Annotated in this window: 19 protein-coding genes; 8 read left to right on the forward strand and 11 right to left on the reverse strand. The window is 68.4% G+C overall.

The annotated features are described in order from the left end of the window. Positions 1 to 38: 38 nt before the first annotated feature. Positions 39 to 1,139 (forward strand): phenylalanine--tRNA ligase subunit alpha, encoded by a 1,101-nt coding sequence (gene pheS / locus P6144_RS11930; protein ID WP_277767992.1) that lies wholly within the window; start codon positions 39 to 41, stop codon positions 1,137 to 1,139. Next, the gene (pheT, locus tag P6144_RS11935) at positions 1,136 to 3,583 is read left to right on the forward strand and encodes a phenylalanine--tRNA ligase subunit beta (protein WP_277767993.1); all 2,448 of its coding nucleotides are present in this window, start codon (positions 1,136 to 1,138) and stop codon (positions 3,581 to 3,583) included. The genes pheS and pheT overlap by 4 nt, the downstream gene beginning before the upstream one ends. A gap of 130 nt (positions 3,584 to 3,713) precedes the next feature. On the opposite strand, the gene P6144_RS11940 is transcribed toward pheT, so the two are convergent. Continuing rightward, positions 3,714 to 4,238: a hypothetical protein gene (locus P6144_RS11940; RefSeq protein ID WP_277767994.1), complete on the reverse strand. Its 525-nt coding sequence runs from the start codon at positions 4,236 to 4,238 to the stop codon at positions 3,714 to 3,716. Positions 4,239 to 4,250: 12 nt separating this feature from the next. After that, entirely contained in the window at positions 4,251 to 4,565 is a 315-nt protein-coding gene (locus tag P6144_RS11945) for a hypothetical protein (RefSeq protein WP_277767995.1), read from the reverse strand. Positions 4,566 to 4,638: 73 nt separating this feature from the next. Here P6144_RS11945 and P6144_RS11950 point away from each other — a divergent pair, with 73 nt between their 5' ends. Beyond that, a complete protein-coding gene (locus P6144_RS11950; RefSeq protein WP_277767996.1) occupies positions 4,639 to 5,373 on the forward strand; it encodes an SDR family NAD(P)-dependent oxidoreductase in 735 nt (244 codons plus the stop codon). Positions 5,374 to 5,380: 7 nt separating this feature from the next. Here the strand turns inward: P6144_RS11950 and P6144_RS11955 are convergent, their stop codons facing one another. Then, entirely contained in the window at positions 5,381 to 6,253 is an 873-nt protein-coding gene (locus P6144_RS11955) for an NAD(P)-dependent oxidoreductase (protein ID WP_277767997.1), read from the reverse strand. 160 nt (positions 6,254 to 6,413) lie between these two features. Continuing rightward, complete coding sequence (locus P6144_RS11960; RefSeq protein WP_277767998.1) at positions 6,414 to 7,706, reverse strand: acetamidase/formamidase family protein; 1,293 nt, start codon at positions 7,704 to 7,706, stop codon at positions 6,414 to 6,416. A gap of 99 nt (positions 7,707 to 7,805) precedes the next feature. Here P6144_RS11960 and P6144_RS11965 point away from each other — a divergent pair, with 99 nt between their 5' ends. Beyond that, a complete protein-coding gene (locus P6144_RS11965; protein ID WP_277767999.1) occupies positions 7,806 to 8,672 on the forward strand; it encodes an aldose 1-epimerase family protein in 867 nt (288 codons plus the stop codon). Between the two features lie 284 nt (positions 8,673 to 8,956). Then, on the forward strand, positions 8,957 to 10,528 hold the full coding sequence (locus P6144_RS11970) for a peptide chain release factor 3 (protein WP_277768000.1): 1,572 nt from the start codon (positions 8,957 to 8,959) through the stop codon (positions 10,526 to 10,528). Between the two features lie 137 nt (positions 10,529 to 10,665). Here the strand turns inward: P6144_RS11970 and P6144_RS11975 are convergent, their stop codons facing one another. Continuing rightward, positions 10,666 to 11,934, reverse strand: a complete 1,269-nt coding sequence (locus P6144_RS11975; RefSeq protein WP_277768001.1) for an MFS transporter — start codon at positions 11,932 to 11,934, stop codon at positions 10,666 to 10,668. A gap of 75 nt (positions 11,935 to 12,009) precedes the next feature. After that, entirely contained in the window at positions 12,010 to 14,352 is a 2,343-nt protein-coding gene (locus P6144_RS11980; RefSeq protein WP_277768002.1) for a TonB-dependent receptor, read from the reverse strand. Between the two features lie 130 nt (positions 14,353 to 14,482). On the opposite strand from P6144_RS11980, the gene P6144_RS11985 reads away from it, so the two are divergent. Further along, entirely contained in the window at positions 14,483 to 15,121 is a 639-nt protein-coding gene (locus P6144_RS11985) for a TetR/AcrR family transcriptional regulator (protein ID WP_277768003.1), read from the forward strand. Here the strand turns inward: P6144_RS11985 and P6144_RS11990 are convergent. Beyond that, a complete protein-coding gene (locus P6144_RS11990; protein ID WP_277768004.1) occupies positions 15,118 to 15,870 on the reverse strand; it encodes a CPBP family intramembrane glutamic endopeptidase in 753 nt (250 codons plus the stop codon). The genes P6144_RS11985 and P6144_RS11990 overlap by 4 nt on opposite strands. A 104-nt stretch (positions 15,871 to 15,974) precedes the next feature. Here P6144_RS11990 and P6144_RS11995 point away from each other — a divergent pair, with 104 nt between their 5' ends. Further along, positions 15,975 to 16,442 carry a hypothetical protein gene (locus P6144_RS11995; RefSeq protein ID WP_277768005.1) on the forward strand — a complete coding sequence of 156 codons (468 nt, stop codon included), beginning with the start codon at positions 15,975 to 15,977 and terminating at the stop codon, positions 16,440 to 16,442. A gap of 133 nt (positions 16,443 to 16,575) precedes the next feature. Here P6144_RS11995 and P6144_RS12000 read toward each other — a convergent pair whose 3' ends face one another. Together P6144_RS12000 and P6144_RS12005 are read right to left on the reverse strand one after the other, a co-directional pair. Next, positions 16,576 to 17,127 carry a YceD family protein gene (locus P6144_RS12000; RefSeq protein ID WP_277768006.1) on the reverse strand — a complete coding sequence of 184 codons (552 nt, stop codon included), beginning with the start codon at positions 17,125 to 17,127 and terminating at the stop codon, positions 16,576 to 16,578. Further along, a complete protein-coding gene (locus tag P6144_RS12005; RefSeq protein ID WP_277768007.1) occupies positions 17,124 to 17,633 on the reverse strand; it encodes a ubiquinol-cytochrome C chaperone family protein in 510 nt (169 codons plus the stop codon). The genes P6144_RS12000 and P6144_RS12005 overlap by 4 nt, the downstream gene beginning before the upstream one ends. A gap of 120 nt (positions 17,634 to 17,753) precedes the next feature. Between P6144_RS12005 and P6144_RS12010 the strand changes: the two genes are divergently transcribed. Then, positions 17,754 to 18,230 carry an outer membrane protein assembly factor BamE gene (locus tag P6144_RS12010; RefSeq protein ID WP_277768008.1) on the forward strand — a complete coding sequence of 159 codons (477 nt, stop codon included), beginning with the start codon at positions 17,754 to 17,756 and terminating at the stop codon, positions 18,228 to 18,230. 189 nt (positions 18,231 to 18,419) lie between these two features. Here P6144_RS12010 and pbpC read toward each other — a convergent pair whose 3' ends face one another. After that, positions 18,420 to 20,516 carry a penicillin-binding protein 1C gene (gene pbpC / locus P6144_RS12015; RefSeq protein WP_277768404.1) on the reverse strand — a complete coding sequence of 699 codons (2,097 nt, stop codon included), beginning with the start codon at positions 20,514 to 20,516 and terminating at the stop codon, positions 18,420 to 18,422. Positions 20,517 to 20,668: 152 nt separating this feature from the next. Then, positions 20,669 to 26,428 carry an MG2 domain-containing protein gene (locus P6144_RS12020; RefSeq protein ID WP_277768009.1) on the reverse strand — a complete coding sequence of 1,920 codons (5,760 nt, stop codon included), beginning with the start codon at positions 26,426 to 26,428 and terminating at the stop codon, positions 20,669 to 20,671. Positions 26,429 to 26,480 lie beyond the last annotated feature (52 nt).

A 26,480-nucleotide genomic window follows, 5' to 3' on the forward strand; every position in this document is an offset into this window, starting at 1 on the left:
ATGGATTCCCGCCTTCGCGGGAATGACGAGGTGACAAGTTGACGACCGATCTGGACCAGCTCCGCACCGACCTGCTCGGCGCGATCGATGCCGCGGCGGGGCTCGAGCCGCTTGAAGCGGTGCGTGTGCATGCGCTCGGCAAGCAGGGGGCGATCACCGGCCTGCTCAAGACGCTGGGCGGGATGAGCCCCGAGGAACGCCAGGTCGAAGGGCCGCGCATCCATGCGCTGCGCGAGGCGGTGACCGAGGCGCTTGGCGCACGCAAGGCCGGGCTGGAGAAGGCGGCGCTCGATGCGCGGCTGGCCAGCGAGACGATCGACATGACGCTGCCGGTGGACGGCGTGGCCGCAGGTTCGGTGCATCCGGTGAGCCAGGTGATGGATGAGCTGGCGGAGATCTTCGCCGATCTCGGCTTCGCGGTCGCCACCGGCCCCGAGATCGAGGACGACTGGCACAATTTCACGGCGCTCAACATCCCCGAGACGCATCCGGCGCGGGCGATGCACGACACCTTCTACTTCCCGCCCGAGGCGGACGGCAGCCAAAAGTATCTGCTGCGCACCCACACCTCGCCGGTGCAGATCCGCACCATGGTGAAGGACAAGCCGCCGATCCGGATCATTGCGCCGGGCCGCGTCTATCGCTCGGACAGCGATGCTACGCACACGCCGATGTTCCACCAGATCGAGGGGCTGGTGATCGACAAGGGGATCACGCTCGGCCACCTGAAGTGGACGCTGGAGACTTTCCTCAAGGCGTTCTTCGAGCGCGACGACATCGTGCTGCGGCTGCGCCCGAGCTATTTCCCGTTCACCGAGCCTTCGGCCGAAGTCGATGTCGGCTTCACCTGGCAGAACGGCAAGCGCGTGATCGGCGGCGATCCGCGCAAGAGCGACAATGGCGGCTGGATGGAAGTGCTCGGCTCCGGGATGGTCCACCGCAAGGTGATCGAGAGCTGCGGGCTCGATCCGAATGAATGGCAGGGATTCGCATTCGGCACCGGGGTCGACCGGTTGGCGATGCTCAAATACGGAATGGACGACTTGCGCGCCTTTTTCGACGGCGATCTGCGCTGGCTCAAGCATTACGGCTTCTCGGCGCTCGATGTGCCCACGCTGAGCGGAGGAGTGGGCGCATGAAGTTCACGCTGAGCTGGCTCAAGGAGCATCTCGATACCGACGCCTCGCTCACCGACATCGAGGAGGCGCTGACCCGTATCGGTCTCGAAGTGGAAGGCGTGGAGAATCCGGGCGAGAAGCTGAACGGCTTCCGCGTCGCCAGGGTGCTGACCGCCGAGCGGCATCCCCAGGCCGACAAGCTGCAGGTGCTGACCGTCGATACCGGCGAGCAGGTGCTCACCGTGGTCTGCGGCGCGCCCAATGCGCGTGCGGGGCTGGTCGGCGTGCTCGGCACGCCTGGCGCGGTGGTGCCGGCGAACGGCATGGCGCTGAAGGTCGCCGCCGTGCGCGGGGTCGAATCGAACGGCATGATGTGCTCGACGCGCGAGCTCGAGCTGGGCGACGACCATGACGGCATCATCGAGCTGCCGGGCGATGCGCCGGTGGGCACGGCGTTCGCCGATTATGCCGATCTCAACGATCCGGTGTTCGACATCTCGATCACGCCGAACCGCCAGGACTGCATGGGCGTGCGCGGCATTGCGCGCGACCTGGCGGCGGCGGGCCTCGGCACGCTCAAGCCGCTCGCCCAGGTCTATCGGATGGACGCAGTGGCGCCGATCGACGGCAGCGGCCCGGCACCGGATGTGCGGATCGAGGACAGCGAAGGCTGCCCGGCCTTTTATGCGCAGGCGGTGTCGGGGGTGACCAACGGTGCTGCCCCCGCCTGGATGGCGCGCAAGCTGACCGCGATCGGGCAGAAGCCGATCTCGATGCTGGTCGACATCACCAACTTCGTCTCGATCGACCTGGGGCGCCCGCTCCACGTCTATGACAAGGCGAAGCTCGTCGGCGGGCTGGTCGCGCGCAAGGCCAAGGCGGGCGAGGAGATGCGGGCGCTCAACGGCAAGACCTATGCGCTGACCGAGACGATGACCGTGATCGCCGACGACGCGGCGGTCCACGATATCGGCGGCATCATGGGCGGCGAGCATTCGGGCGTGTCGGCGGCGACGACCGACGTCGTCATCGAATGCGCCTTCTTCGATCCCGAGCACATCGCGCGGACCGGCCAGAAGCTGGCCCTGACCAGCGATGCGCGCCAGCGCTTCGAGCGCGGCGTCGATCCGGCGTTCCTCGACGACGGGCTGGCGATCGCGACCAAGCTGGTGCTCGAGCATTGCGGCGGCATCGCCAGCGCGATCACCCGCGCGGGCACGCCGCCGCATGTCGGCGTCACCACCGGTTATGACCCGACGCTTGCCGAGACGCTGGGCGGGCTCGCCGTGCCGGCGGTGCGGCAGATCGAGATCCTCGAGAGCCTGGGCTTCACCGTCCAGCCGCTCGACGGCAATGGCGATCCGGTCGATCTGGGCGCCGGCTTCGACGCGCTGCGCGTCACCGCGCCGAGCTGGCGCCGCGATATCGACGGCCCGGCCGATCTGGTCGAGGAAGTGATCCGCATCGAGGGCATCGACAATGTCCCCTCGACGCCGCTGTCGCGCGTGCCCGGCGTGGCCAGGCCGACCGCGACCCCCGAGCAGAAGATCGAGCGCAAGCTGCGCCGCAACGCCGCCGCGCGCGGGCTCAACGAGGCAGTGACCTGGAGCTTCGTCTCGGAAAGCCAGGCGGCGCCGTTCGGCGGCGGCGCCTGGACTTTGGCCAACCCGATCAGCGAGGACATGAAGGTCATGCGCCCGTCGCTACTGCCGGGCCTGCTGGGGGCTGCCGAGCGCAACCTCAAGCGCGGTGCGACCTCGGTCCGGCTGTTCGAGCTGGGCCGGCGCTATCTGGCGGATGGCGCCAAGAATCTCGATGAACGCGTGACGCTTGGCGTGCTGCTGGCTGGCGCGAAGACGCCGCGCGGCTGGCAGGCTGGCCGCGCCCAGCCCTTCACCGCGTTCGACGCCAAGGCCGAGGCGCTGGCGCTGCTCGAGGCTGCCGGCGCGCCGGTGGCGAACCTGCAGGTGATGGGGGAGGCCGGCGAGGTCTGGCATCCGGGCCAGTCGGCAACGCTGCGGCTGGGACCGAAGACCGTGCTGGCGGCGTTCGGCATGGTGCATCCGAGCGTACTCAAGGCGTTCGACCTCGACGGCGATGTCGCCGCGGTCGAGCTCTATCTCGATGCGCTGCCCGCCAAGCGCGGCGGGACCGGCTTCATGCGCACCGCCTACACGCCGCCGGCGCTGCAGGCAGTGACGCGCGACTTCGCCTTCCTGGTCCCGCTCGAATTGGCGGCGGGCGATCTCGTCCGCACCGTGAAGGGCGCGGACAAGGCGGTGATCGTCGACGCACGGCTGTTCGATGTCTTCACCGGCACCGGCGTGCCGGAGGGGCAGAAGAGCCTCGCCATCGAAGTCACGCTCCAGCCGGGCGAGAAGAGCTTCACCGACGAGGAGCTGAAGGCCGTGGCGGACAAGGTGGTCGCCGCGGCGGCCAAGCTCGGCGCAGTGCTGCGCGGGTAAGTCGCTGTGAGAAAAAGCCCTCCCCCTTGATGGGGAGGGCTTAGGCTTTTTTCCGTCATGCTGAACTTGTTTCAGCATCCAAGGAGCCGCGAGGGATATCCTTTGTGGAGATTTGGACCCTGAAACAAGTTCAGGGTGACGGCTGGTTTGGTTGGGCGATGCGCCGCTGCCGCCAGGTCCAGGCCATCAGTGCCAGCCCGCCCAGCAAGCCGCCGGCATAGCTTGCGCTGTGCGCCCAGAGATCGGCGAGGAAGGCGATGTGCTTTTCCTGCGGTACCGCTTCGGCCAGCCAGCCGATCAGCCAGACCCAGCCCATCGCGGCGCCGATCGCGCCGGCGATCCCGGCCAGCAGCGCCAGTGCGCCGCAGCCTAGCATCAGCAGCAGGACCGGCCGGCGCAGGTCCCGGAGCGACAGCTTCGGCGCGCGCCCTGCCCGTGCCGCGATGGCGAGGCCGATCCCCAGCGGCAGCCCCACCCACCAGGTGGCGATCACGCCCCAGCCCAGCGCCAGCAGGACGGGCGAGCTGGTAGGGAAGATCGGCGGATGGCCGATCGTGAAATATTCGACGCAGAGATGCGCGGTCACCTGATCGTGCAGGATGCCGTAGAGGATCGCCGCCAGCGTGGCGAAGGCGACAATCCTGACGCTCTCCACGCCGGTTCCCGCTCAGTCCAGCGGTGCGAAGGTGGCGAACATGTCCTGCGCCTCGGGCAGCTGGGACAGGGGGAGATAGTCGCACACCGCGGCATATTCCTCCCACAGCGCGAGGATCTGCGGGTTCTCGTGCGCGGTGGCGACGGCGCCTTCCTTCCATTCGAAGGCCTCGACGATCGTGCCGTCCTTGGCCTTCATGATCAGCGCCGGGCGATCGGTGGCGAGGCCGAGGCGGCGGAGGAACGGCACATGGTCGCGCGCCAGCGCTTCTAGCTCGGCCTGTTTGCCCGGCTTCGGCCGGTACGCGACGATCACCATGTCTCCCATCACTCGACTCCCCCGCACGCTTGACGGGCGAATGCCGCCCGGCAAGGAGCGAACAAACACCAGGAGACTCGGCATGGCAACTGCACTCATCACCGGCGCAACGGCAGGGATCGGTGAGGCCTGTGTCCATGCCTTTGCCGATGCCGGCTGGAACGTCGTCGCCACCGGGCGGCGCGAGGACCGGCTGGCCGGGCTCGCGCGCGACAATGTCCGCACGCTCGCCTTCGACATTCGCGACGAGGCAGCGCGCGACGCGGCGCTGGATTCGCTGCCCGAGGACTTCCGCGAGATCGACCTGCTGGTGAACAATGCCGGGCTGGCGCTCGGCCTGGAGCCGGCCCAGCAGGCGTCGCTCGCCAACTGGAAGACGATGATCGACACCAATGTGGTCGCGCTCGCCTCGATCACGCACAAACTGCTGCCGATGCTGATCGCGCGCAAGGGCGCGATCATCAACCTGTCCTCGGTGGCGGCGACCTATCCCTATCCGGGCGGCAATGTGTACGCCGCAACCAAGGCGTTCGTCCGCCAGCTCAGCCTCGACCTGCGCGCTGACCTGCATGGCACCGGCGTGCGCGTCACCTCGGTCGAGCCGGGCATGGTCGAGACCGAGTTCACGCTGGTGCGCACCGGCAGCCAGGAAACGTCGGACAAGCTCTATGGCGGGGTGAACCCGATGACCGGCGAGGACATCGCCGAGACGATCCTGTGGATCGCGACGCTGCCGCCGCACCTCAACATCAACACGATCGAGCTGATGCCGGTGAACCAGAGCTGGCAACCCTTCGCCGTGCACCGCGAAGGCTGAGGCGGGGCTAGAGCCCCGCGTCGGCGCGGACGGCGAGGGCGAGGCCCGACCAGTCGAGATCCTCGCCCTCGCGCGCCATCGCGCTGAGCAGATGGTCGCGGATCACGCCGAGCAACGGCATCGGCACGCGGCTTTCATTGGCGAGCGCGGCGACCAGGTTCATGTCCTTCAGGCCAAGCGGGGCGGGGAAGCCGGCCGGGCGGAAGCGCTGCTCGGCGAGGATCTCGCCATAGACGCGGTGGCTGCGGCCGCCGAACAGCGTCTCGGTCATCACCTCGACGAACGCGGCGGGGGCGATGCCGTTCTTCTCGCCCAGTGCCATCGCCTCGGCGAAGCTCTCGACGGCGGCGAGGATCATGAAGTTGCCCGAGATCTTGACGATGTTGGCCTGCTCCGGGCGCGGGCCGACGGGGAAGGCGCGCTGGCCGACAGCGTCGAACAGCGGCTGGCAGGCGGCGATCGCATCGGCGTCGCCGGCCGCGACGATGTTGAGTGCGCCCGCCGCGGCGACGTCGGGCCGGCCGAACACCGGGGCGGAGACGAAGCGCAAGCCGGCGGCGCGGTGCGCATCGGCCAGCCGCGCGACCAGCGCCGGGGCGATGGTGCTCATCGAGACATGGATCGCGCCGGGGGCGGCCGAAAGGATGCCGGCTTCGCCGAAGGTCACGGCTTCGACGGCGGCATCGTTGGCGAGGATGGTCACGACCAGGTCGCCGCGCGCCGCTTCGGCCGGGCTGGCTGCGCGGATCGCGCCTTCGGCGACGAGCGCATCGGCCTTGGCGGGATCGCGGTTCCACACGGTCAGCCGGTGCCCGGCCTTGGCGATGTTGCGCGCGATGCCGTTGCCCATCTGCCCGAGCCCGATGACGCCGATATCCATGAACTGCTCCGTTCTCCGAAACCCGATTGTCGGGAGATGGGGAGCGGGGGCGTGGAAGCCAGAGGGAGGCGATATTTAAAAGCTCCGGCGTCCTCCAGGGTCACAGGCGTCACGGCAGAGAAACCCTGGGCCCCGGCTTTCGCCGGGGAACGGGAGGTGTTCAGAGCTTGCGCGGCGGCAGCAGTTTCTTGTCGATCCGCGCGGCGACGCCGACGCTGCGCCCGGCGAGATTGGGCACGCTGTAGCGCATGCCGGTGCCGATCACCTGCGCGGCTTCGGACAGGGTGAGGCCGTAATCGCGCTGGAGCCAGGCGATCAGCCCGGCGCTGGCGGCCTTGAGCGCCTCGTCGAGCGCGCCGGCCTGGCCGAGCACCATCAGCTCTGTGGGCGATTCGACCCGCGGGCTGCCGATCGGCTTGCCCTTGATCAGCTCGACGCGGAACTCGACGTCCATCGAAGTCTCGAGCGCATATTGCGAGGTCTCGCCGTCGCCCTGGAGCGCATGCGCGTCGCCGAGATAGAGCAGCGCGCCGGGCTGCTGGACGGGGAGATAGACGATGTTGCCCGCCACCACTTCGGGGAAGTCCATGTTGCCGCCGGTGCGCGCGGTGTCGCCGGTCGACAGCGGTGCCGCGCCGAAGCCGGGGGCGACGCCGAGCCCGCCGAGCATCGGGCGCAGCGGCACGGCATAGTCCTTGAGCGCGCCTGCGGCGCCGGCGGGGCGCGCGACGCCCGCGGTGCGGTCGAGCGTCCAGCGCACCGGCTTGCCGAGGCTGCCGGCCTGCGCCGCGAACGGGCCGCCCAGCGCGCGGCTCACGATCGTGTCGAGGCTGTCGGCCCAGTCGCGATTGGGGGTGAGGCGGACGATGTGCACCGCCAGCGTGTCGCCGGGCGCGGCGCCGGCGATGAAGAAGGGGCCGGTCTGCGGATTGCCGAACAGCGCGCGGGTGACGTCCTTGGCGTCGACGCCGCCCGAATCGATCGTGCTGGTACGCACGCTGTCGCCCGGCCAGATCGTCAGCACCGGCGCGCGATCGGCGCTGAACAGGTTGGAGAAGCTGGTGGGCGCATAGTCCCAGGTCTTCGGCCCGCCTGCCGGTCGATCGGGCAGGCGGCGCGCAGTGAAGCGGTGGGGGATGCGCACGCCTGGATGGTTGGAATCGGGCATGTCGGCCTGGCCGGCCATCGCGGTGCCGGACAGCGTGCCGGCATAGCCATAGGTCGTGCCCTTGGCGTCCTTCGCGGTGAAGCGGATCGCCTTGCCGCGGAGCGTGCCTTCGAGCGGATCGCCGTCGAGCGTGCCGGTGACCCGGTTGCCCTCGCGGACGATGTCGAGCGTCGACCACGCATTGGTGCCCCACATGTCGGTCGCCACGATCCAGTGCTCGACCGGCGCTTCCTGGGCATGCGCCGGGAGCGTGGCGAGCAAGGCGAAAGGCAACAGGCAGCGCATCCAGGGTCCCCCGATGATATCGACTACAGCTGTAGTCCATATCGCCGCGGGATGAACCCCAGATTGCCCGATACCGGCGGAGCGCCTAGGCATCGCAGCATGATCGAGATCGCCAGCGCCGAGCTTTCCGCCACCATCAATCCCTTTGGCGCCGAGCTTTCCTCGCTGCGCGACGCGGACGGGCGCGAGCTGATGACCGATGCCGATCCGGCGTTCTGGACCGGCCGGGCGCCGCTGCTCTTCCCGATCGTCGGCCGGCTGATGGACGACAGATACCGGCTGGACGGCAAGGAATATGCGCTGCCCGCGCACGGCTTCGCGCGCCGCCAGGGCTTCGCGCTGATCGAGCAGGCGCCGGACCGGGCGGTGTTCCGGCTGACCGACAATGACGAGACGCGCGCCGCCTATCCCTTCGCCTTTGCGCTCGACGCTGCGTTCACGCTGCACGAGGCGACGCTGACGATGGCGATCCGCGTGACCAACACCGGCGACACCGACATGCCGGCGAGCTTCGGCTTCCACCCGGCCTTTGCCTGGCCGCTGCCCTATGGCGCGGCGAAGGAGGAGCATCAGATCGTCTTCGCCGACGATGAGCCGGGCCGGCTCTCGGCGATCGTCAAGGGCGGCTGGATCGACGCCGATGGCTGGGAGAGCCCGGTCGAGGGGCGCGTGCTCGAGCTGTATGACGAGCTGTTCGAGCGCGACGCGCTGGTGTGGAACCCGGTGCGCAGCCAGGCGCTGACCTATGGCGCGCTGGGCGGCCCGCAGCTGGCGTGCGAGTTCCCCGACACGCCGGCGCTGGGGCTGTGGATGAAGCCGGGCGCGCGCTATCTGTGCATCGAGCCGTGGCACGGCATTGCCGATCCCTGGGGCTTCGATGGCGAGATCTGGGACAAGCCGCTGATGCAGCGCTTCGCGCCGGGCGAGGCGCGGACGTTTACGATGCGGGTGACGTTGCGGGTTTAGGGCTTCCAAATCCTCCCCCGGAGGGGGAGGGGGACCAGCGAAGCTGGTGGAGGGGGCTTGCCACGGGCGATACCGCTTGGGGCGTTCCCTCTCCACCACCGCCTTCGGCGGCGGTCCCCCTCTCCCTCCGGGAGAGGAATGTAGGTGGCGTCGCGCATCGCTCGATAAGAATCGCCCTGCGGTTTGCCTTCGCCGGGGAGCAGATGGGCTAGTATCCCGAAGCTTGCATCCTGCACCCGATCGCAGACGTTGCCGTGAGGCCGCGCGGCGACTAGAGGGCCGCGATGCCTTCCCCTTCCGACCGCCGTACCTTCGCCATCATCTCGCACCCCGACGCGGGCAAGACCACGCTGACCGAAAAGCTGCTGCTGTTCGGCGGCGCGATCCATCTTGCCGGCGAAGTGAAGGCACGCGGCGCCGCGCGGCGCGCCCGCTCGGACTGGATGAAGATCGAGCAGCAGCGCGGCATCTCGGTGACCAGCTCGGTGATGACCTTCGAGCGGAACGGGGTGACCTTCAACCTGCTCGATACGCCGGGCCACGAGGATTTCAGCGAAGACACCTACCGCACGCTGACTGCGGTGGACTCGGCGGTGATGGTGATCGACGTCGCCAAGGGCATCGAGAGCCAGACGCGCAAGCTGTTCGAGGTCTGTCGCCTCCGCAACGTGCCGATCATCACCTTCGTCAACAAGGTCGATCGCGAAGGCCGGCACGTGTTCGAGACGCTCGACGAGATCGCCGATCTGCTCGCGCTCGATGTGTGCCCGATGACCTGGCCGGTGGGCATGGGCGGCACCTTCGAGGGGATCTTCGACCTCGCCACCAACCGGCTGCTGCTGCCCGAAGGCGACAGCCGCGAATTCCACGGCAAGGTGGTGCAGACCAGCGGCCTCGACGATCCGCAGCTCGACGACATCCTCAGCGCCGACAACCTCGCCAAGCTGCGCGAGGATGTCGAGCTCGCCCAGGCCGGCTATCCCGCCTTCGATGCCGAGGCCTATCGGCACGGCGACCTGACCCCGGTCTATTTCGGATCGGCGCTGAAGGAATTCGGCGTCGATTCGCTGATCGAGGCGATCGCGACGCACGCCCCGCCGCCGCACGCGCTGCCCGCCGAGCCGGCGCCGGTTGCGCCCGATGCCGCGCAGGTCACGGGCTTCGTGTTCAAGGTCCAGGCGAACATGGACCCCAATCACCGCGACCGCATCGCGTTCATGCGGCTCGTCTCGGGCACCTTCAAGCGCGGCATGAAGCTGACGCCGACCGGGCATGGCAAGCCGATCGCGATCCATTCGCCGATCCTGTTCTTCGCACGCGAGCGCGAGCTGGCCGACGAGGCGTTTCCCGGCGACATCATCGGCATCCCCAACCACGGCGTGCTGCGCGTCGGCGATACGCTGAGCGAGAAGGCCGATGTGCGCTTCACCGGGCTGCCGAACTTCGCGCCGGAAATCCTGCGCCGCGTCGTGCTGAAGGACCCGACCAAGACCAAGCAGCTGCGCAAGGCGCTGGACGACATGGCCGAGGAAGGCGTGACCCAGGTCTTCTATCCGGAAATCGGATCGAACTGGGTGATCGGCGTGGTCGGCCAGCTGCAGCTCGACGTGCTGCTCTCGCGCCTCGATGCCGAATACAAGGTCGCGGCGGGGCTCGAAGTGGCGCCGTTCGAGACGGCGCGCTGGATCTCCGCGGAAAATCCGAAGGACCTTGAGGAGTTCGTCTCGCTCAACCGCGCCGCGATGGCCAAGGATCGCGACGGCAACCCGGTGTTCATGGCCAAGTCGGCCTGGGAAGTCGGCTATATCGCCGATCGCTATTCCAAGGTGAAGTTCGCGGCGACGCGCGAGCGCTGAGGCTGGTTCCCGAGGGGGTGGCCGGGCGGTCCCATCCCCGCCCGGCCGTCCCGTAAGGATCCCCTCGGAACGCAGGCGCAACATCGCCCAAATCCGCAATTTGCGCGATTCAGGAATCCGCCGAGTCGGGAAACTACTTAGGTCGATTCGACCCAGCCCTTGCGCACATGCTTCGCCGCGATCAGTGCGAGGATGCCGGCCAGCACATAGAAGCCCAGGCAGAAGACCGCGCCGTAGCGCAGCGCATCGGCGCCATAGCCTGCCTTCAGCTCCTCGGCGAGGAAGCCCATCAGCAGCGGGCCGGCGCCCATGCCGATCAGATTGTTGATCATCAGGAAGCTGCCCGACGCAGTGGCGCGCATGTGCTGCGGGACCATGTGCTGCACGGCAGTGGTCACCGGGCCGAGCCACAGGATGTTGAGCCCGTTCGGGATCACCAGCAGCGGCCAGGCGATCCACGGGTTCGAGGTGAGGAAGCCGGCGGCGAACAGCGGCGCGGTGAGCAGCCAGGCGATCGCGGGCAGCCAGGCGTACCAGGCGCGGTCGCCCTTGCCGAGCCGATCGGCGAACCAGCCGCCGGCGAACACGCCCGCAGTGCCGCCGATCAGCAGCAGCGATGCCATGAACTGGCCGGTCGCCACCAGGTCGAAGCCGAAATTGCCCATCAGCACCAGCGGAGTCCACAGCGCCAGGCCATAGCCGCACAGCGAACTGCACGAGGCGCCGAAGGCAAGCAGCCAGAAGGCCGGCTTGCCCGCCAGGATGCCGAACACCGCGCTTACCGGCGTGGTCGTTCCGGCGGCGGCCGGCGCGCGGGGCACGTCGCGCACCACCCAACGGAAGATCGGGGCGATCACCAGGCCGAGCACGCCCATGGTGATGAACGCCGCGCGCCAGTCAACCAGCGCGGCGATATAGGCGCCGAGTAGCGTGCCCAGCGCGAGGCCGATCGGGATGCCGAGCGAATAGATGGCAAGCGCTCGGGCGCGGCGCTCGGGCGCGAAATAATCGGCGATCAGCGCATAGGAAGGCGCGACGCCGCCCGCCTCGCCGACGCCGACGCCCAGCCGGAACAGGAAGAGCGACCAATAGCCGCCGGCGATGCCGCACAGCCCGGTGAACGCGCTCCACACCGCGAGCGAGGCGGAGATCACGCCCGATCGGCTGGTCCGGTCCGCCAGATAGGCGAGCGGCACGCCGAGCACCGAATAGAGCACGGCGAAGGCCAGCCCGCCGATCGCGCCGAACTGCGTCTTGGTCAGCTGCAGGTCCGCCATGATCGGCTTGGCGAGGATCGCGAGGATCTGGCGATCGAGAAAGTTGAACGTATAGACCAGCAGCAGCATCGCCAGCACGAGGCCAGGATAGCCGGGGCGGCTCGCGGGGGAAGCGGCGGGAGCGTTCATGAGCATACCTCGACATCAAAAGAGCCGGACGTCAAGCGACGCCCGGCTCCGGGAGTTAGGTGCGGTGCAGCATACTCAGAATTTGAGGCTGAACGTTCCGAAGACCTGGCGCGGATTGCCGTAGAAAGCGGTGGCGATGCCCTCGCGGCCCAGCGTCGAGCTGTAAACCTGCGTCGTCGGGTTGTAGCTCAGATAATTATAGCCCGAGGTGATGTAGCGCTGGTCGGTGATGTTCTTGGCGTGCACGCCGATCTCGTAGCGCCCGTCGCCGAAGCTGTAGGTCAGGTTGGCGTCCCACAGCGCATAGCCCGGCTGGTCGAGCCAGGGGATCGGCGTCTCGAACTGGTGCGTCTCGCTGCGATAGGAGACGGTGGTCGAGACGTTGAGCGTGCCGGGGCCGGCCTCGAGATAGGTGCCGATCGTGCCCGACAGCGTCCATTCCGGCGTGTTCTGAATGTTGCGCTGGTTCGCGACATTCACGTTGTTGACGTAGAATTCCTTGTACTTGCCGTCGATCCAGCCGAGCGACCCGTTGAAGGTGAAGGCGGAGCCCGGGCCGGCATAGCCGCGGGCGATACGGGCGTTCACTTCGGCCTCGATGCCCTTGAACTCGGCACGCGCCGCGTTGGTGGTGACGCCGGCGAAGCTCTCGTAGATGCCGTCGTTATTGGCATCGACGCCGATCGAGCCGGGGATCTGGACGTTGTTGTACTTGGCGTAGAAGCCGTCGATCGCGAAGTTCAGCGCGCGATCGAACAGCGAGCCCTTCCAGCCGATCTCGTAGCTGTCGACCGATTCCGGATCGAACGAGATGAAGTTATAGACGTCCTGATACTGGATGCCGGGCACGCCATCGGTGTTGGGCGCGATGTTGCCGCTGCCGCGCGGATCGAAGCCGCCGCCCTTGAAGCCCTTGGCATAGGACGCATAGAGCATGTGGTCCGCGCTCGGCTTGAAGCTGATCGAGGCGCGCGGGGTGAACTTCTCGAAATCGGCCTTGCCGCGGAAATCGGTGGCGGTGGCGATGGTGACGGCGTTGCCGCCGAACTCGGCCGAGGTGCCGCCGATCTTGGTCGCCTTATAGACCCAGGCATCGCGGTGATCCCAGGTGTAGCGGCCGCCGACCGAGATGCTGAACTGCGGGGTGATGTCGAAGGTGAAGTCGCCATAGATGGACGGCGTCGTCGTCTTCACATTGCCCGCGGTATAGGCGTTGAGCCCCGGCAGGCCGGCGATGGCGCCGGTGGTGCCGAGCAGCACGTCGAACGAAGTCGAGGCCTCGGCATCGAGATAGTAGAAGCCGAGAATGCCGTTCAGCCGCTCGCTCGAATAGAGGAGCTGGAATTCCTGGCTGACCTGCTCGTTGCGATAGACCGCGGGCACGTCGACATCGACGCTGGGCAGCGAATCGAAGTCGATCGGCGCATAGCTGCGATCCTTGCGCCAGGCGCTGATCGAGCGGAGCGTGACCGCGTCGCTGATCTGCGCGCTGACATTCATCGCCAGGCCGCCGCCTTCGACATCCTGACGCGGATTGTTGAGCCCGGCCTGGGTGTCATAGACGTCGGGCAGTACCGGGGTGCCGGTGAGCATCGAGCGGAACAGCCGGTGGCCGTTGCGCGGGTTCGAGCGGTCCCAGGTATAGTCGCCGGAAAGGCGGATCTTCATCCGCTTGTCGGGCGAGGCGAACTCGATCGTGCCGCGCGTTGCCCAGATGTCCTTGTTGTAGTTTTCCAGCCCGTTGTAGAGATTCTCGCCGAAGCCGCCGCGCGACAGGCGGGCGCTGGTCGCGCCGATCTTGAACTGGTCGCCGATCGGCGTCGCCGCGCTCACCACCAGATCGGCCTGGTTGTATGAGCCATAGGTGCCGCGGATCTTGAACTCGGGCTTGTCGGGCAGTTCGCGCGTCACGTACTTCAGCGCGCCGCCGATCGTGTTGCGGCCATAGAGCGTGCCCTGCGGCCCGCGCAGCACCTCGACGCGCTCCACGTCATAGATGTCGAGCACCGCGGCCTGGGGGCGGTTGAGATAGACGTCGTCCAGATAGATGCCGACGCCGGCTTCGAAGCCGGGCACCGGATCCTGCTGGCCGACGCCGCGGATGAAGGCGGTGAGCGTCGAGTTGGTGCCGCGCGAATTCTCGAAGGTGACGTTGGGCACGGTGTTCGAGATGTCGGTCACGTCGATCGCGCCCGACTGTTCGAGCGCGGCGCCCGAAAGCGCGGTGACGGCGCCCGGCACGTCGAGCAGGCGCTCCTCGCGGCGGCGGGCAGTGACGATGATCTCGCCGCTATCGTCGGCCGGAGTCGCCTGCGCATCCGCGGCGGGCGCTTCCTGCGCGAAGGCGGGGGCGGCGGCGAGTGCGGTGAAGGCGGCGCCCGCGAACAGAATCGCACGGGCAGAATTCAGGCGTGACATTCAGAACTCCCCTCTCCTCGAACCCGTCATTTGTCGCGGGTTGCACGTTGTTGACCGAGGCTATACTGAAACCTGAACCGAGTTTCAACTTGGATCGACAGGGGGAGATGCAATGGCTAGGGTCCGTGGCATGAACGCCACAGCATCGGACCTTCTGGGCAGCGAGGCGGCCAGCGCCGGCAAGGAGCCGCGCACCGCGCGCGGGCGCCGCACATTGCGGCTGATCCTCGATGCGGCGGCCGAGGAATTCGGCGCCAAGGGGTTCCACGAAGGCTCGATCAGCGGGATCACCCGGCGCGCCGGCGTCGCGCTCGGCAGCTTCTACACCTATTTCGATTCGAAGGACGACGTGTTCCGCGCGCTGGTGCGCGACATGAGCGAACAGGTGCGCGAGCATGTCGCGCCGGCGATCAAGGGCGCGACCGGCGGGCAGATCGCGGCGGAGCAGGCGGCGCTGCTCGCCTTCATCCGCTTCGCGCGCCAGCACAAGGAAATCTACCGGATCATCGACGAGGCCGAGTTCGTCGATCCCGAGAGCTTCCGCATGCATTATGCGACCACCGCAGAGCGCATCGCCAAGCGGCTTCAGGCAGCGGCGGCGCGCGGCGAGGTGCGCGAGGATGTGGGCGAGGTCCACGCCTGGGCGATCATGGGGATGAACGTGTTCCTGGGGCTGCGCTACAGCGTGTGGCAGGAGGACGTCGATCCGGAGGCGATCGCCGATACGGTGGCGCAGATGCTCGCGCGCGGGATCGGGACCGGGCGCTAGCGCCGCGCGCGCCGGGTCCGCTTCGGCCGGCCCATGCCCCAGACGAGCAGGATGGCGAGCGCGGCGGAGGCGAGGCGCAGCGCATTGCCGGTCCAGCCGAACACCGCTTCGTCGGGGACCTGGAAGAGATTCCAGGCGAGGTTGAGCGAGATGTGGAGCACCGCGCCGCTCCAGATCGTGTAGCCGTCCAGACGGTCGAGCAGCGCCATCGCCACGGCGCCGATGCCGGTGATCGCGAAGACCTGCAGCGCCATGGCGCCGCCTGCGCTGCCGCCCATGCTCCACCAATGGACCAGCCCGAACAGCGCCGACTGCACGGCGATCGCCAGCCAGAGCGGCCAGCGCAGCGCCTGGCGGGTGAAGACGAAGCCGAAGCCGCGAAAGGCGATCTCCTCGGCAAGCGGGAAGGCGATGGCGAGCATCGCCAGGTCGAGCCAGGTCCAGTCGTGCGAGAATTTGCCGAGCGTCGCGAGGCCGATCCAGGCGGGCAACGTGCCCAGCGCGACGAGCAGCGGCGCGCGCCAGCCGTTGAAGCCAAGCCCGAGCGCGCCGAGCCTGCCAAGCAGCAACGTGCCTGCCAGGACGATGGCGACGCCGAGCAGATTGTCGAGGATCGATCCGCCATAGGGGATCGGCAGCGGCGGGATCCGGAACCCGACGGCGGCTGCGAGATCGCGCACCGATTGCGAGAAGAGCAGGATCAGCACGACCAGGGTGATGCTGCCGATCAGGCGCAGATGCTTGTCCAAACAGGGCTTCCCGACAGTGATGTGCGCGGTGTGCTATGTTTATAACACAATAAAGGCAAGCGCGCGCCATTGCGGGCGGCGGCGCGCGGCCCCATCAAGGGGGCATGGATTTCAGCGACTGGCATGCTGCGCGGGCAAGGGCGCTGTTCACGGTGCTCGCCGAGCGCCACAATCTGCGCATGCGCGGTGCCGATGCCGGGCCCGATTATCTCGAGCTCGAGCTTCCGGTGCAATATGGGCTGCGCATCGCGCTGCGGCTGGTCTGGGCGCGCGACACGCTGAGCATCCGCAGCGACCTGTTCGCCGCGCATTTCTATCTCGACGCCGATCCCGAGGCGGAGACGCGGTTCATCGAGACGCTGGACGGGCTGGTGCACGGCGATATCCGGCTGCACCTGTTCTACTGGCCGCGCGCCAAACGACCCTACAAGGCGCTGCTCCAGCGCCCGGCGGGGGAGGAATGGCGCACCGTCTATACCTGGTTCCGCTGGCTGCCCTGGTCGCCGGTCGCGCGCGAGGAAGTGTGGGTGAACAGCCGCGCGCCGCATCTGCACGTGGTGGGGCACGCTTAGAGACGTGTTCCGGGATGCTGCAAAAAGCAGTTCCCCGGCGAAAGCCGGGGCCCAGGGTTTCTCTGCCGGGTCGCCCGTGACCTTGGGCCCCGGCTTTCGCCGGGAACTAGGACGGTTTGATTGGCGAGTTGGTTCACTCCTTGCCGAGCTTGTCCCTGAGCCCGGCCAGCCCGCCGAACGGGCCGCTTTCCTCGGCCTGGCGCTTCGCCTCTTCCTCGCTGATCACCCCGGCGTCGCGCAGCGCGGCTTCGGCACGCGGGCTGCGCGGATAGGGATCGAGCGCGAGCGCCAGCGATTCCGCCGCGGCTTCGCCCAGGTCGATCGCGCCGCCTGAATAGAAGACGATGTCGCAATCCTCTTCGCCGAGCTCGACGTCTTCCTCACCGGTGTCGCCGTCGCCTTCGGGCAGGAAGCGGATCGCAAAATCCTCCTCGATCGTGGCGGGGACCGGGTCGTCGGTGATCACACAGGCCTGGACCACCCTGGCCGAGAGATGGCCGGTGGCGATGATGCCGCGGGCGTCGCGGTGGATCGCATACTCGGCCTTCAGGCTGTCGATCGCCTTGAGCCCGAAGCGCTCGGCGAGCAGCGTGCGCTCGCCGGGCTCGGCCTCGACATGGACCTGGTTCTCGCCGGCACCGATCGTGTCGAGCCGCTGGGGGCGGGAAAATTCGCTCTGGATCATGCCAGCACTCCTTCGCGCAGCGTGTCGATCGGCGTTTCGGCGAGCTGGTCGCGCAGCGTGCGGAGCCCGGCCTCGACATGCGCGAGCGCCTCGGGCGCCGGTGCCTCGCCGCGATAGAGGTTGCGGACCAGCGCCTCGCCCAGCGTGCCGTCGGCCAGCGCCGCGCGATAGGCGCCCAGCCGGCCGCCGAGCATCCCCATCATCTTGCCGACATGCTTGCCGACGACGATGTCGCCGATGCCGATCTGGCGCAGCTGCCCGTCCATGTCGTCGATGAAGACTTCGGTGAGCTGGGTGCTGAACGGGATCGCCGCATCGTCCTGCTCGAGCCGAAGCAGCACCAGGCTCATCACCGCGGCGATCATGTCGAAACGGCCGTCGATCGTGTCGGGCACCGCGCCCGCCTCGTACCAGTGCGGCTCGCGTCCGCGCGCGACGATCGCGGCATAGAGGCGCGGCGCGGTGCCGCGGTCGGGAGCCTGGAAGAGCCGCTGGAGCAAGCGCATGTGCCGGTTCGGGTCCTGCATATTGGGTCGCGACCTTGTTTGGCCGCATTTTGCCGCATATTGAGGCGAACGGCCCGCGATGCAATGCGTGTGCCGGTACGCGTTTGCCTGGAGACCCGAATGCCGATTCCCGCCCGCGCGCTTGGCGCCGCCCTGCTGGCAGCCGCGCTTGGCACCACTGCCTGCGTGCCCGTGCGCACGCATCAGGGCTATATCATCGACAAGGAACTCGTCGATTCGGTGCAGCCCGGCATCGATACGCGCGAATCGGTGCTGCAGACGCTCGGCCGGCCGACCTTCACCAGCCAGTTCAACGAAGGCGAGTGGTATTATGTCTCGCGCCAGAGCTCGAACCTTGGCTACCAGTCGCTGAAGCCCCGCGACCAGACCACGCTGCGCGTGCGCTTCGACGCCACCGGCAACGTCGTCGCGGTCGACCGGATGGGCAAGGAACTGATCGCCTCGGTCGATCCGTACGGCAAGACCACGCCGACGCTCGGCCACAAGCGCGGCTTCTTCGAGGACCTGTTCGGCAATATCGGCACGGTGGGCGCGCCGGGTGCCGGCGGTGCTGGCGGCGGCGGCAACGGCCCCTAGTCCCTTCGCCTGGCGGTCGGCCTGACTGCCTGGCCGGGCTTTCCCCTTCGGCTACAAGGGCTTCGGCCGCGCTGTTCTTAGGCAGCGCGGCCGGTGCCGTTCGGCACGGTCCCGAAAGGGGTAGAAGGGACCGCGCGAACAACGCGCGACGTAGCGTTTCGCTCCCTCAACATTCTTCGATTCGTGCAGCTATCTTATGGTGAACAGCACCTGGTCGATCACCTTGCCGTCCAGGTCGACCAGCGCGAGGCGATGCTTGCCCGGAGGCGCCAGGATCAGCGGCTTCGAATCGGCGGTGCCGAGGTCGCGCTTGTCGAGGATCAACCGGTGGCCGAGCGCCTGGCCGGACACCGCGATGGCGAGCCGCTGGTTGCCCTCAGGGATATCGGGATCGAGCGCATAGACGCTGCCCGCCACCGGATTGGTGATCCGCGGGCGGCGCGATTCGGCGGGGGCATAGGCGACGCGGTCCATGCCGGTGCCGCGCAGGAAATATTCGCGGCGCGGCTGCTCCACCCCGGCGGTGAAGCGGATCTGGCGTTCTTCTATGCCTGCGGGCCGGGGCGGCGCCTTGCCGGGATCGGCTTCGTTCAGTGTCAGCATCACGTCGCGCCACACCGGCGCCGCGCCGCTGGTGCCCGATACCGCGCGCATCGGATCGCCTTCGAGATTGCCCACCCACACGCCGACGGTGAACCGGTCGGTGAAGCCGACGCACCAATTGTCGCGCATCGCCTTGGAGGTGCCGGTCTTCACCGCCGCCCAGAAGGGCAGGCGCAGCGCCGAATCGACGCCGAAGGTGCCCGCCCGGGCATTGGGATCGGCGAGCATGTCGGCGACGATCCAGGCCGCCTGCGGCGTAGTGGTGCGGCGCGGGGCGTCGGCCTTCGCATCCATCGTCAGCCGCAGCGGCGACCAGCGGCCTTCGAGCGCGAGGCTGCGATAGGCCGCGACCTGCTCCATCAGCGTCACTTCGGCCGAGCCGAGCGCAAGCGAATAGCCATAATATTGGCCGTCCTCGACCAGCCCGCGATAGCCGGTATCCCAGAGCCGGTCGCGGAAGCTGTCGACGCCGGTGAGCAGCAAGGTGCGCACCGCCGGCACGTTGAGCGAGCCGGCAAGCGCGATGCGCGCGGAGACGGGACCCTTGAACGCCTTGTCGTAATTCTGCGGGACATAGAGGCCCGAGGCCGTGTCGAGCTGGACCGGGGAATCGTCGAGGATCGAGGCGGCGGTGAGATAGCCCTTCTCGATCGCCTCGGCATAGAGGAAGGGCTTCAGCGTCGACCCCGCCTGGCGATAGGAAGAGGCGCCGTCGACCGCGGGCGCGGTGCTCTCGCCGCCGATGCCGCCGACATAGGCGAGCACGTCGCCGCTTGCATTGTCGACCACCACCACCGCGCCGTCGCGCGCGCGGCTGCCGCCCAGCCCCTGGAGCTGGCGCTTGAGCGCCGTGATCGCGGCGCGCTGGATGGTCGCATCGAGCGTGGTGGTGATCTTCGCGCCCGGGCGGGTGAGCAGTTCGGCCGAGAGGTGCGGCGCCAGGCCCGGGTCGAGCGCCAGGCTGCGCGCCGGGCCGAGCATCGAGGCGGCGGCGCCGGGGAAGCGGGTGCAATCCTTGTCGCGACTGAGCGCGCAGGCGCGGCGGGCGACTTCGAAGGCATTGGCCTGGGGGTTGGGCAGCAGCGCCGCGAGCAGTAGCGCATCGTCGCGGGTGAGCGTCGCCGGCGTCTTGCCGAACAGGCCGAGCGCGGCGGCGCCGATCCCCTGCGCCTCGCCGCGGAAGCCGGCGAGGTTGAGATAGGCCTCGAGGATCTGGTCCTTGCTCCAGCGCGCCTCGAGTGCCCAGGCCGCGCGCATCTGGCGCAGCTTGTCGCGCATGCCGCGGCTGCCCGGCGTGGCGAGATCGGGGGCGAGATAGGCGGCGACCTGCATCGACAGGGTCGAGGCGCCGCGGCCGCGCTTGCCCTCGATCCGGTCGCGCGCGGCGCCGCTCAGCGCCACCCAGTCAACGCCGCCATGCGCGCGGAAGCGGCGGTCCTCGGCGGCGACCAATATGTCGCGCGCTACCGGCGAGACGTCCTGGAGCCGCGTCCAGGCGAGACGGCGGGCCTGATAGTCGACGCGGCTCGAATCGATCAGCACACCGTGCCGGTCGTAAAGCCATGCCTCGGACGGATGCCAGCCGGCGCGGACCGTCGCGTAATCGGGCAGCGCCGGCGGGCGCGTCACCCACCAGAAGCTTGCCGTCAGCGCGAAGACGAGCGCCAGGAGCGTGCCCACCACCCGCGGCGGCGTGATCACGCCGCGCCAGCCCGTCGCCTTCCATGCCGCGCGCTCGCGCCCGAACCATGCATGCAGCGCCTCGGGCGCGTCGTCGATGCGCTTCGTCCAGCGGCGGGCGAAGGCGAGGAAGCGGTCGAAAACCTCCTTCGCCGTCACCGCTGCGCCACGGTCATCACGGCATTGGGCAGCTGCGCGCGAATCTCGGGCGAGTACATCGCCTCGACCCGGGTGGCCGGCAGGTTGAACTTGCCCGCCGCATCGAGCCGCATCACGTACGAGACCGTGAAGCTGCCGCGCGGCACCCAGCCATAGAAGGCGCGCCAGCTGTCATTGCCGCGCTCGATATAGCTGGGCGAGACGCCTTCGCTGGTGCCCGCGTCCTTGGCCAGCATCTCGGACTGGCCGCCGAGATTGCCGACGATCGTCGCGCCTGCCGGGATCGGGTCGTTGACCACCACCCAGTTGCGCTCGGCGGTCGCCTCGACGCTGATCGTCACCTTGACGACGTCGCCGCGCGACCAGCTGCCGGGCACGGCCTGCTTGACCGCCTCGACCTTCTTGCTCGCCTTGTAGCCCGCCATCAGCGGCTGGGTGAGCGGCACCGCGGCCTTGACCCGGACGAACGCCCAGGGGCCGGCGCCGCCCGACTGGTTGAGCACCAGCGGCGTGGTCTGCGCCGGCAGCGGGAAGCTGAAGCTGCGCTGCGGCTCGGCCAGCGGCCAGGTGAGGCTGACCGGGCTGAAGCTGCTGAACGACGCGCTGGTGATCCCGGCGATCGCTTCGGCCGGGTAGAGCCCCATGAAGCGCCGCGCCAGGATCGTGCCCCAGGCATTGGCAGTGGTGGTGTCCCAATGCCCGCGCTGCTGGCGGGCAGCGATGCCGACCATCAGCTTGGCCGAGTCATTCTCCCAGCCGGGGCGACCGAGCGTGGCGAGCAGTACCTTGATCGCCGCCTCGTCGTCCGACGACATCAGCCACCAGGCCATGCGGCCCTTGTCGGACAGGTCGACGCGGGTCCCTTCATAGACCAGCCGGCTGCGCAGCACCTTCTCGGCATCGATGCGGAGCTGCTGGCCATTGGCGAGGCCCGGCACCTTGCCGAGCGCCATCGCATAGTCGGACAGCGTCGCGGTGGGCATTTCGGCCGGGGTCATGCCGATCTGGCCGAGCATCGCCGAAGTCGCCGCGCCCTGGCGCGCCAGCGCCGTGAAGGCGGCGACGCGCTGCAGGCGGACATCGCCATAATCCTCGTGGCGCAGGCGGCCGTCGAGCACGGCCTTCATCGCGTCGAGCATCTTGGCCTTGGGGCCTTCGGGCAGCGGCAGGCCCGCTTCGCCGGTGGCCGAGAGGATATAGGCGGTCAGCGCTTCGGAGCCGGGCCAGTCGCCCGGCCAGTAGCGCAGCAGCCCGTCGCCGTCCTGATAGGCCGGGATGTCGCTGGCGATCAGGTTCCACTGGCCGGTATCGCCCAGCGCGATCGCACGCGAGGTGCGCTGCTCGAGGCAGTTATACGGATATCGCGACATATATTCGCGCACGCCGGTGAGCGGCGGGGCGAGGCTGTCGGTCAGGCTCACTTCGACTGCGCCGAAGCCGGGCAGCGCGCCTGCCGGCGGCGCGATGGTGAACTGGGTGCCGGTGCCGACGCGACCGAGCGTCGCCGCCCAGGTCTCGACCGGCACCGCCGGCGCGATCGCCTGGGCGATCGTCACCCTGTCGGCCGACTTGCCGTCGGCGGTCTTGGCAGTGACCGTCCAGCTCAGCTTGCCTTCGCGCGGCGGCGCGGTGAGGTTCCACACCACCGGCGCGGCGCCGCCCGCCGGGATGTTCACGGTGAGCGGCTTGCCGGTGGCGTAGGCCGGGTTCAGCGCCACCGTGGCGGTCACCTTCATCGGCTTGCTCGAGCCGTTCCTGAGGGTGAACATCGCGCCATAGGTGTCGCCGGTGCGCACCAGCTGCGGCACGCCCGCATAGATGGTCAGGTCCTGCGACGAGCGGATGCTCGCGCTGCCGGTGCCGAACAGTGCCGGGCCCGACGTGGCGATCGCGACGAGCTTGAACGAAGTCAGCGCGTCGTTGAGCGGCACCTGCACCTTGGCATGGCCGTTGCCGTCGAGCGCGACCTTGCCCTTCCACAACAGCACGGGCTGGAAATTCTCGCGGTTGAGGCCGGAGAGATCGCCGCCGCCGCCACCGCCGCCGGCTTCCACTGCCTTCTTGCCGTAATGCCGCTTGCCGACCACCTGGGTCTGGGCGGTCGAGGTGAGCACGGAGATCGGCCGATCGCCCATCATCGCGTCGAGCAGGTTCCAGCTCTCGTTCGGCGCGAGCTGGAGCAGTGCCTCGTCGACCGCGACGAAGGCGACGTCGGCGGTGGCGGCGGGCTTGCCGTCCGGAGTCTTCACCATGACGTCGACCAGCGCGTTATCGCGCGCGGCATAGCTGGCCTTGTCGGCCTTCACCGCGACGTCGAGCTTATGGCCTTCCCAGCCGACCTTCACCTTGGCGATGCCCAGGCGATAGGCAGGCTTGGCGAGATCCACGGTCGCGGTCGGCTCGCCGCCGTCCTTCGACCAGGGGGCGCCCCAGTCGCGCGCCATGTTCGAGCGCCAGTTCTGCCAGCCCGAGACGCGCCCGCGCACCGCCATCACCGATACGAACACATCGGGCGCATAGGCGGCGGGCATCGGCACTTCGATCACCGGGTCCTTGCCGGTGAGCCCGACGACGAAGCTGGAAAGCACGCCTTCGCGCTCGACGGTGACGAGTGCGGTGGCATCGCGGAACGGCATGCGGACCTGGAACTTCGCCGTCTCGCCTGCCTTGTACTCCTGCTTCTCGGGGATGACGTCCATGCGGTCGCCATTGTCGCCGCCGAACCACCAGTCATCGTCGCCGACCAGCCAGACCGACTTTGTCGCGCGTGCGACGTTGCCGTTGGCGTCCTTGGTAGTGGCGACGGCATAGACTTCGCCCGACACGCCCGGATTGAGCGCGCAGCTCGCCAGGCCCTGGGCATCGGTGGTCGCCGAGCAGGTGGCCGAGAGCTTGGTCGTCTTCATCTGGTTGTCGTACGCGTAGAAGCCGCCGATCAGCCGGCGCCGCGCCGTGAGGATCTCGCGGCTATACAGCTCGACCGAGATCGCCTGGTTGGCGATCGGCTTGCCTGCGGTATCGAGCGCGACGAACTTCAGACGCAGATCGTCCTGCTTCATCAGCCAGCCGTCGCTCTTGACGCCGAGCTGCACCGCGGAGGTGAAGATCGGGATGCGGCGCGACGAGGTCAGGATCTGGCCGTTGGCTTCCTGATAATCCATCTCGACCAGCATCGTGGTGTTCTGGTCGAGCGCTTGCGGCACCTCGGCATTGATCCGGGTGGTGCCGTCGGCGCCGAGCGTGGCCGGCAGCGTCTGGGTCGGCGGCAGCTGGACCTGCTCGTCCTCGCCCTCGCCGTTCATCGGCTTGGTGCCCTCGGCCATCGCCCGGCCGCCAAAGCTGAAGCCGTCATAGCCGTCGGGGGTCTTGAAATCGGAGAAATAGCCGATCCGCGTCTCGACCGGCAGGCTGGCCGCGCCGCCGCCCGAGAGATAGCCGACGAACAGGTCGAGCGGCAGCACGCCCGGGCGCACCGCGGCGTCCTTGGGCCCGGCGACCGAGGCCTTCATCGTCGGGAGCTTGTATTCGTGCACCTTGAACGACTGGCCGGTATAGTGGACCTGCTCCTTGCCGTCCTCGGTGGTGACGAACTGGACGTCGTAATCGCCCATCTTGGCGCCCTGCGGCGCGGTCCATTCGGTCTCGCCGGTGCCGTTGGCGTCGATGGTCAGCGGCAGGTCATACTGGGTATCCGAGCCGCGATGGCTGAGGCGCAGCGTGCCGGTGAAGGCCGGCGAGGCGCTGAAGCCCGTGGCTATGGGCGTGCGGACGATGTGCTTCATGTGGATCGTCTCGCCCTGGCGGACGAGCGAGCGGTCGAACACGGTGTGGAAGATCTGCTCGGGGGCCGACCAGCCATAGTTGAGGTCGAAGTCGTACGGGCGGATGCCGTCGCCCCATTGGGTGAGCGTGAAGCTGAAGTCGTCGGCCTTGCGCGCCGAGATCATCAGCACGTCATTGTTGCCGTTCTCGCAGCTCGTATAGGTTTCGGGCTCGGGCAGGCCGGCGGGCACGCCGAGGCGGCCCGAAGCGTCGGTCTTGCCCTTGGCGAGCAGCTGGCCGGAGCAGCTATCGGTGATGCGCACTTCGGCATCGCCGACGCCCTGGCCGCTGTCGAGCGCCGTCACCCAGACCAGCGACTGGTCGCGGCCCCATTTGAAATGGACGCTCATGTTGGTGACGAGCGCGCCGGTGGCGACATAGCGCGGGGCCTTGCGGCCGAGCAGCGCCTCGCCGAGGCGCGGGCTGGCGAGCTCGACGATGTAGAAGCCGGGCTGGCTCAGCGGGATGCCGACCACCTCGAAATCCTTGCCCTTGCCGGGCAGGCCGATCTTGAGCGGCTTGCCGGTGGCCGGGGTGAGCAGCGGCTTGGCGCCGGTCTGGTTGATCCGGATCGTCTCGTCGCCGCGCTTCACTTCGTCGGACTTGTCTTCGGCCGCGTCGGCGAGCGCGCGGAACCACTTGGCGATCTCGCCGTCGCCGCCCTCGACCTTCAGGCTCTGCCCGTTGACCGCCATCTGGCTGCCCTGCAGCTCGGGCTCGACATTGCGCACCGAGACGGGGAGCACGCCGCCTTCCTTGGCTTCGAGGATGCCGAAATTGCCGGCGAACTTCACCAGCGGCGGCGGCGCGTCGAACTTCACGTCGAGCGGGAAGCGCTCGGCATTGGCGAGCGGGCGGCCGCTCTCGTCCTTCACCTCGGCGGGGAACACCACCTTGGCGCTGGTCTCGGCCGGCAGCGGCGCCTTGAACTTGAGGTCGGCGACCATCGCCTTGTTCTTGTCGTCGTCGGAGAAGATCGGCGCCAGCTCCTTGCCGTCGGCCGTCTTGATGCGCACTGCCTCGGCGGTCGCCTTGGGCACCGGCGCCGAGAAGCGCACCCAGGCATCCTGCACCGGGCTGCAGCCCGCCTGCGGATTGACGCGCGAACATTCGAAGCGCGCGCTGAATTCCTTGCGCACGGTGAAGTCGAAGCGCTGGTCGGTGCCGGCGGCGCGGCCCGAGGCGCTCTTGATGTCCTTGCCCCAGACCAGCGCCATGTCGCGGCCCGCCGGCAACGGCCGGCGGCACTTGAGCGCGACGACGCTGGCGAGCGACTTGGCGCGGTCCTCGGCCTTGGCGGGCAGCGCGTGGGGCAGGCCGGCCTCGCTCAGGAAGCTCTGCACTTCCCAGCGATCGGTGCCGAGATCGGCGAGCAGCTTGGGCGCGACGTCGCCGGCAAGCACATCGACCGGGATCTTCTCGCCCAGCCCGTCCACCGCGCAATAGGCATTGGCGGCGACCGAGGCGCGATCGGGCGCAAGGTTCGCCGCGACGACGAACACCTGGTCTTCCTCGATCTCGCTGCCATAGCGGCTGGGCAGCACCGCGCGGGCGATCGGCCCGCCCGAATCGACGCTGAATTCCTTCTGCCCCTGGAGTGCATAGCCGGACAGGCTCTTGATCCCGTCGCGCAGCACGAACTTGCAGGTGACGCCGCCCGGCAGCGGATTGGCGAATTCGTGGACGAAGGTCTGCTGGTCGACCCAGCGGCCTTGGCCGCCGACCGGGCATTCGACCTTGAAGGGCGATTCGGCGCGCGGATCGCCGAGCGGGACCATCGCCACGTTGAAGCGGGCAGTGAAGCGCTCGATCGCGCCGTCGCCCACACCGGGCGTCGCCATCTCCACCTGGGGGCCATTGTCGCCAAATGCCGTGACTGCCCCGATGGGCGCCAGGACCAGAGCCAAAACGCCAAGCCGTGCAACGAGCTTCATCGAGCAACCTCCCCCTCGGGCAGCGGCGCACGATAGCCGGGCACCACCACGA

Origin of the sequence: Sphingomonas sp. HITSZ_GF (genome assembly GCF_029543155.1) — a bacterium.
In the GTDB taxonomy this organism is placed as follows: Bacteria; Pseudomonadota; Alphaproteobacteria; order Sphingomonadales; family Sphingomonadaceae; genus Sphingomonas.

Bases quoted from the DNA above. Each gene is read 5' to 3' on its own strand.
- P6144_RS11955 (WP_277767997.1), bottom strand. From the start codon at position 6,253: ATGGATATCGGCGTCATCGGGCTCGGGCAGATGGGCAACGGCATCGCG.
- P6144_RS11960 (WP_277767998.1), bottom strand. From the start codon at position 7,706: ATGCGCTGCCTGTTGCCTTTCGCCTTGCTCGCCACGCTCCCGGCGCAT.
- pheT (WP_277767993.1), top strand. From the start codon at position 1,136: ATGAAGTTCACGCTGAGCTGGCTCAAGGAGCATCTCGATACCGACGCC.
- P6144_RS12005 (WP_277768007.1), bottom strand. From the start codon at position 17,633: ATGCGCTTGCTCCAGCGGCTCTTCCAGGCTCCCGACCGCGGCACCGCG.
- P6144_RS11970 (WP_277768000.1), top strand. From the start codon at position 8,957: ATGCCTTCCCCTTCCGACCGCCGTACCTTCGCCATCATCTCGCACCCC.
- P6144_RS11995 (WP_277768005.1), top strand. From the start codon at position 15,975: ATGGATTTCAGCGACTGGCATGCTGCGCGGGCAAGGGCGCTGTTCACG.
- P6144_RS11985 (WP_277768003.1), top strand. From the start codon at position 14,483: ATGAACGCCACAGCATCGGACCTTCTGGGCAGCGAGGCGGCCAGCGCC.
- P6144_RS11965 (WP_277767999.1), top strand. From the start codon at position 7,806: ATGATCGAGATCGCCAGCGCCGAGCTTTCCGCCACCATCAATCCCTTT.
- P6144_RS12000 (WP_277768006.1), bottom strand. From the start codon at position 17,127: ATGATCCAGAGCGAATTTTCCCGCCCCCAGCGGCTCGACACGATCGGT.
- P6144_RS11975 (WP_277768001.1), bottom strand. From the start codon at position 11,934: ATGAACGCTCCCGCCGCTTCCCCCGCGAGCCGCCCCGGCTATCCTGGC.
- P6144_RS12010 (WP_277768008.1), top strand. From the start codon at position 17,754: ATGCCGATTCCCGCCCGCGCGCTTGGCGCCGCCCTGCTGGCAGCCGCG.
- P6144_RS11945 (WP_277767995.1), bottom strand. From the start codon at position 4,565: ATGGGAGACATGGTGATCGTCGCGTACCGGCCGAAGCCGGGCAAACAG.
- P6144_RS12020 (WP_277768009.1), bottom strand. From the start codon at position 26,428: ATGAAGCTCGTTGCACGGCTTGGCGTTTTGGCTCTGGTCCTGGCGCCC.
- P6144_RS11950 (WP_277767996.1), top strand. From the start codon at position 4,639: ATGGCAACTGCACTCATCACCGGCGCAACGGCAGGGATCGGTGAGGCC.
- P6144_RS11980 (WP_277768002.1), bottom strand. From the start codon at position 14,352: ATGTCACGCCTGAATTCTGCCCGTGCGATTCTGTTCGCGGGCGCCGCC.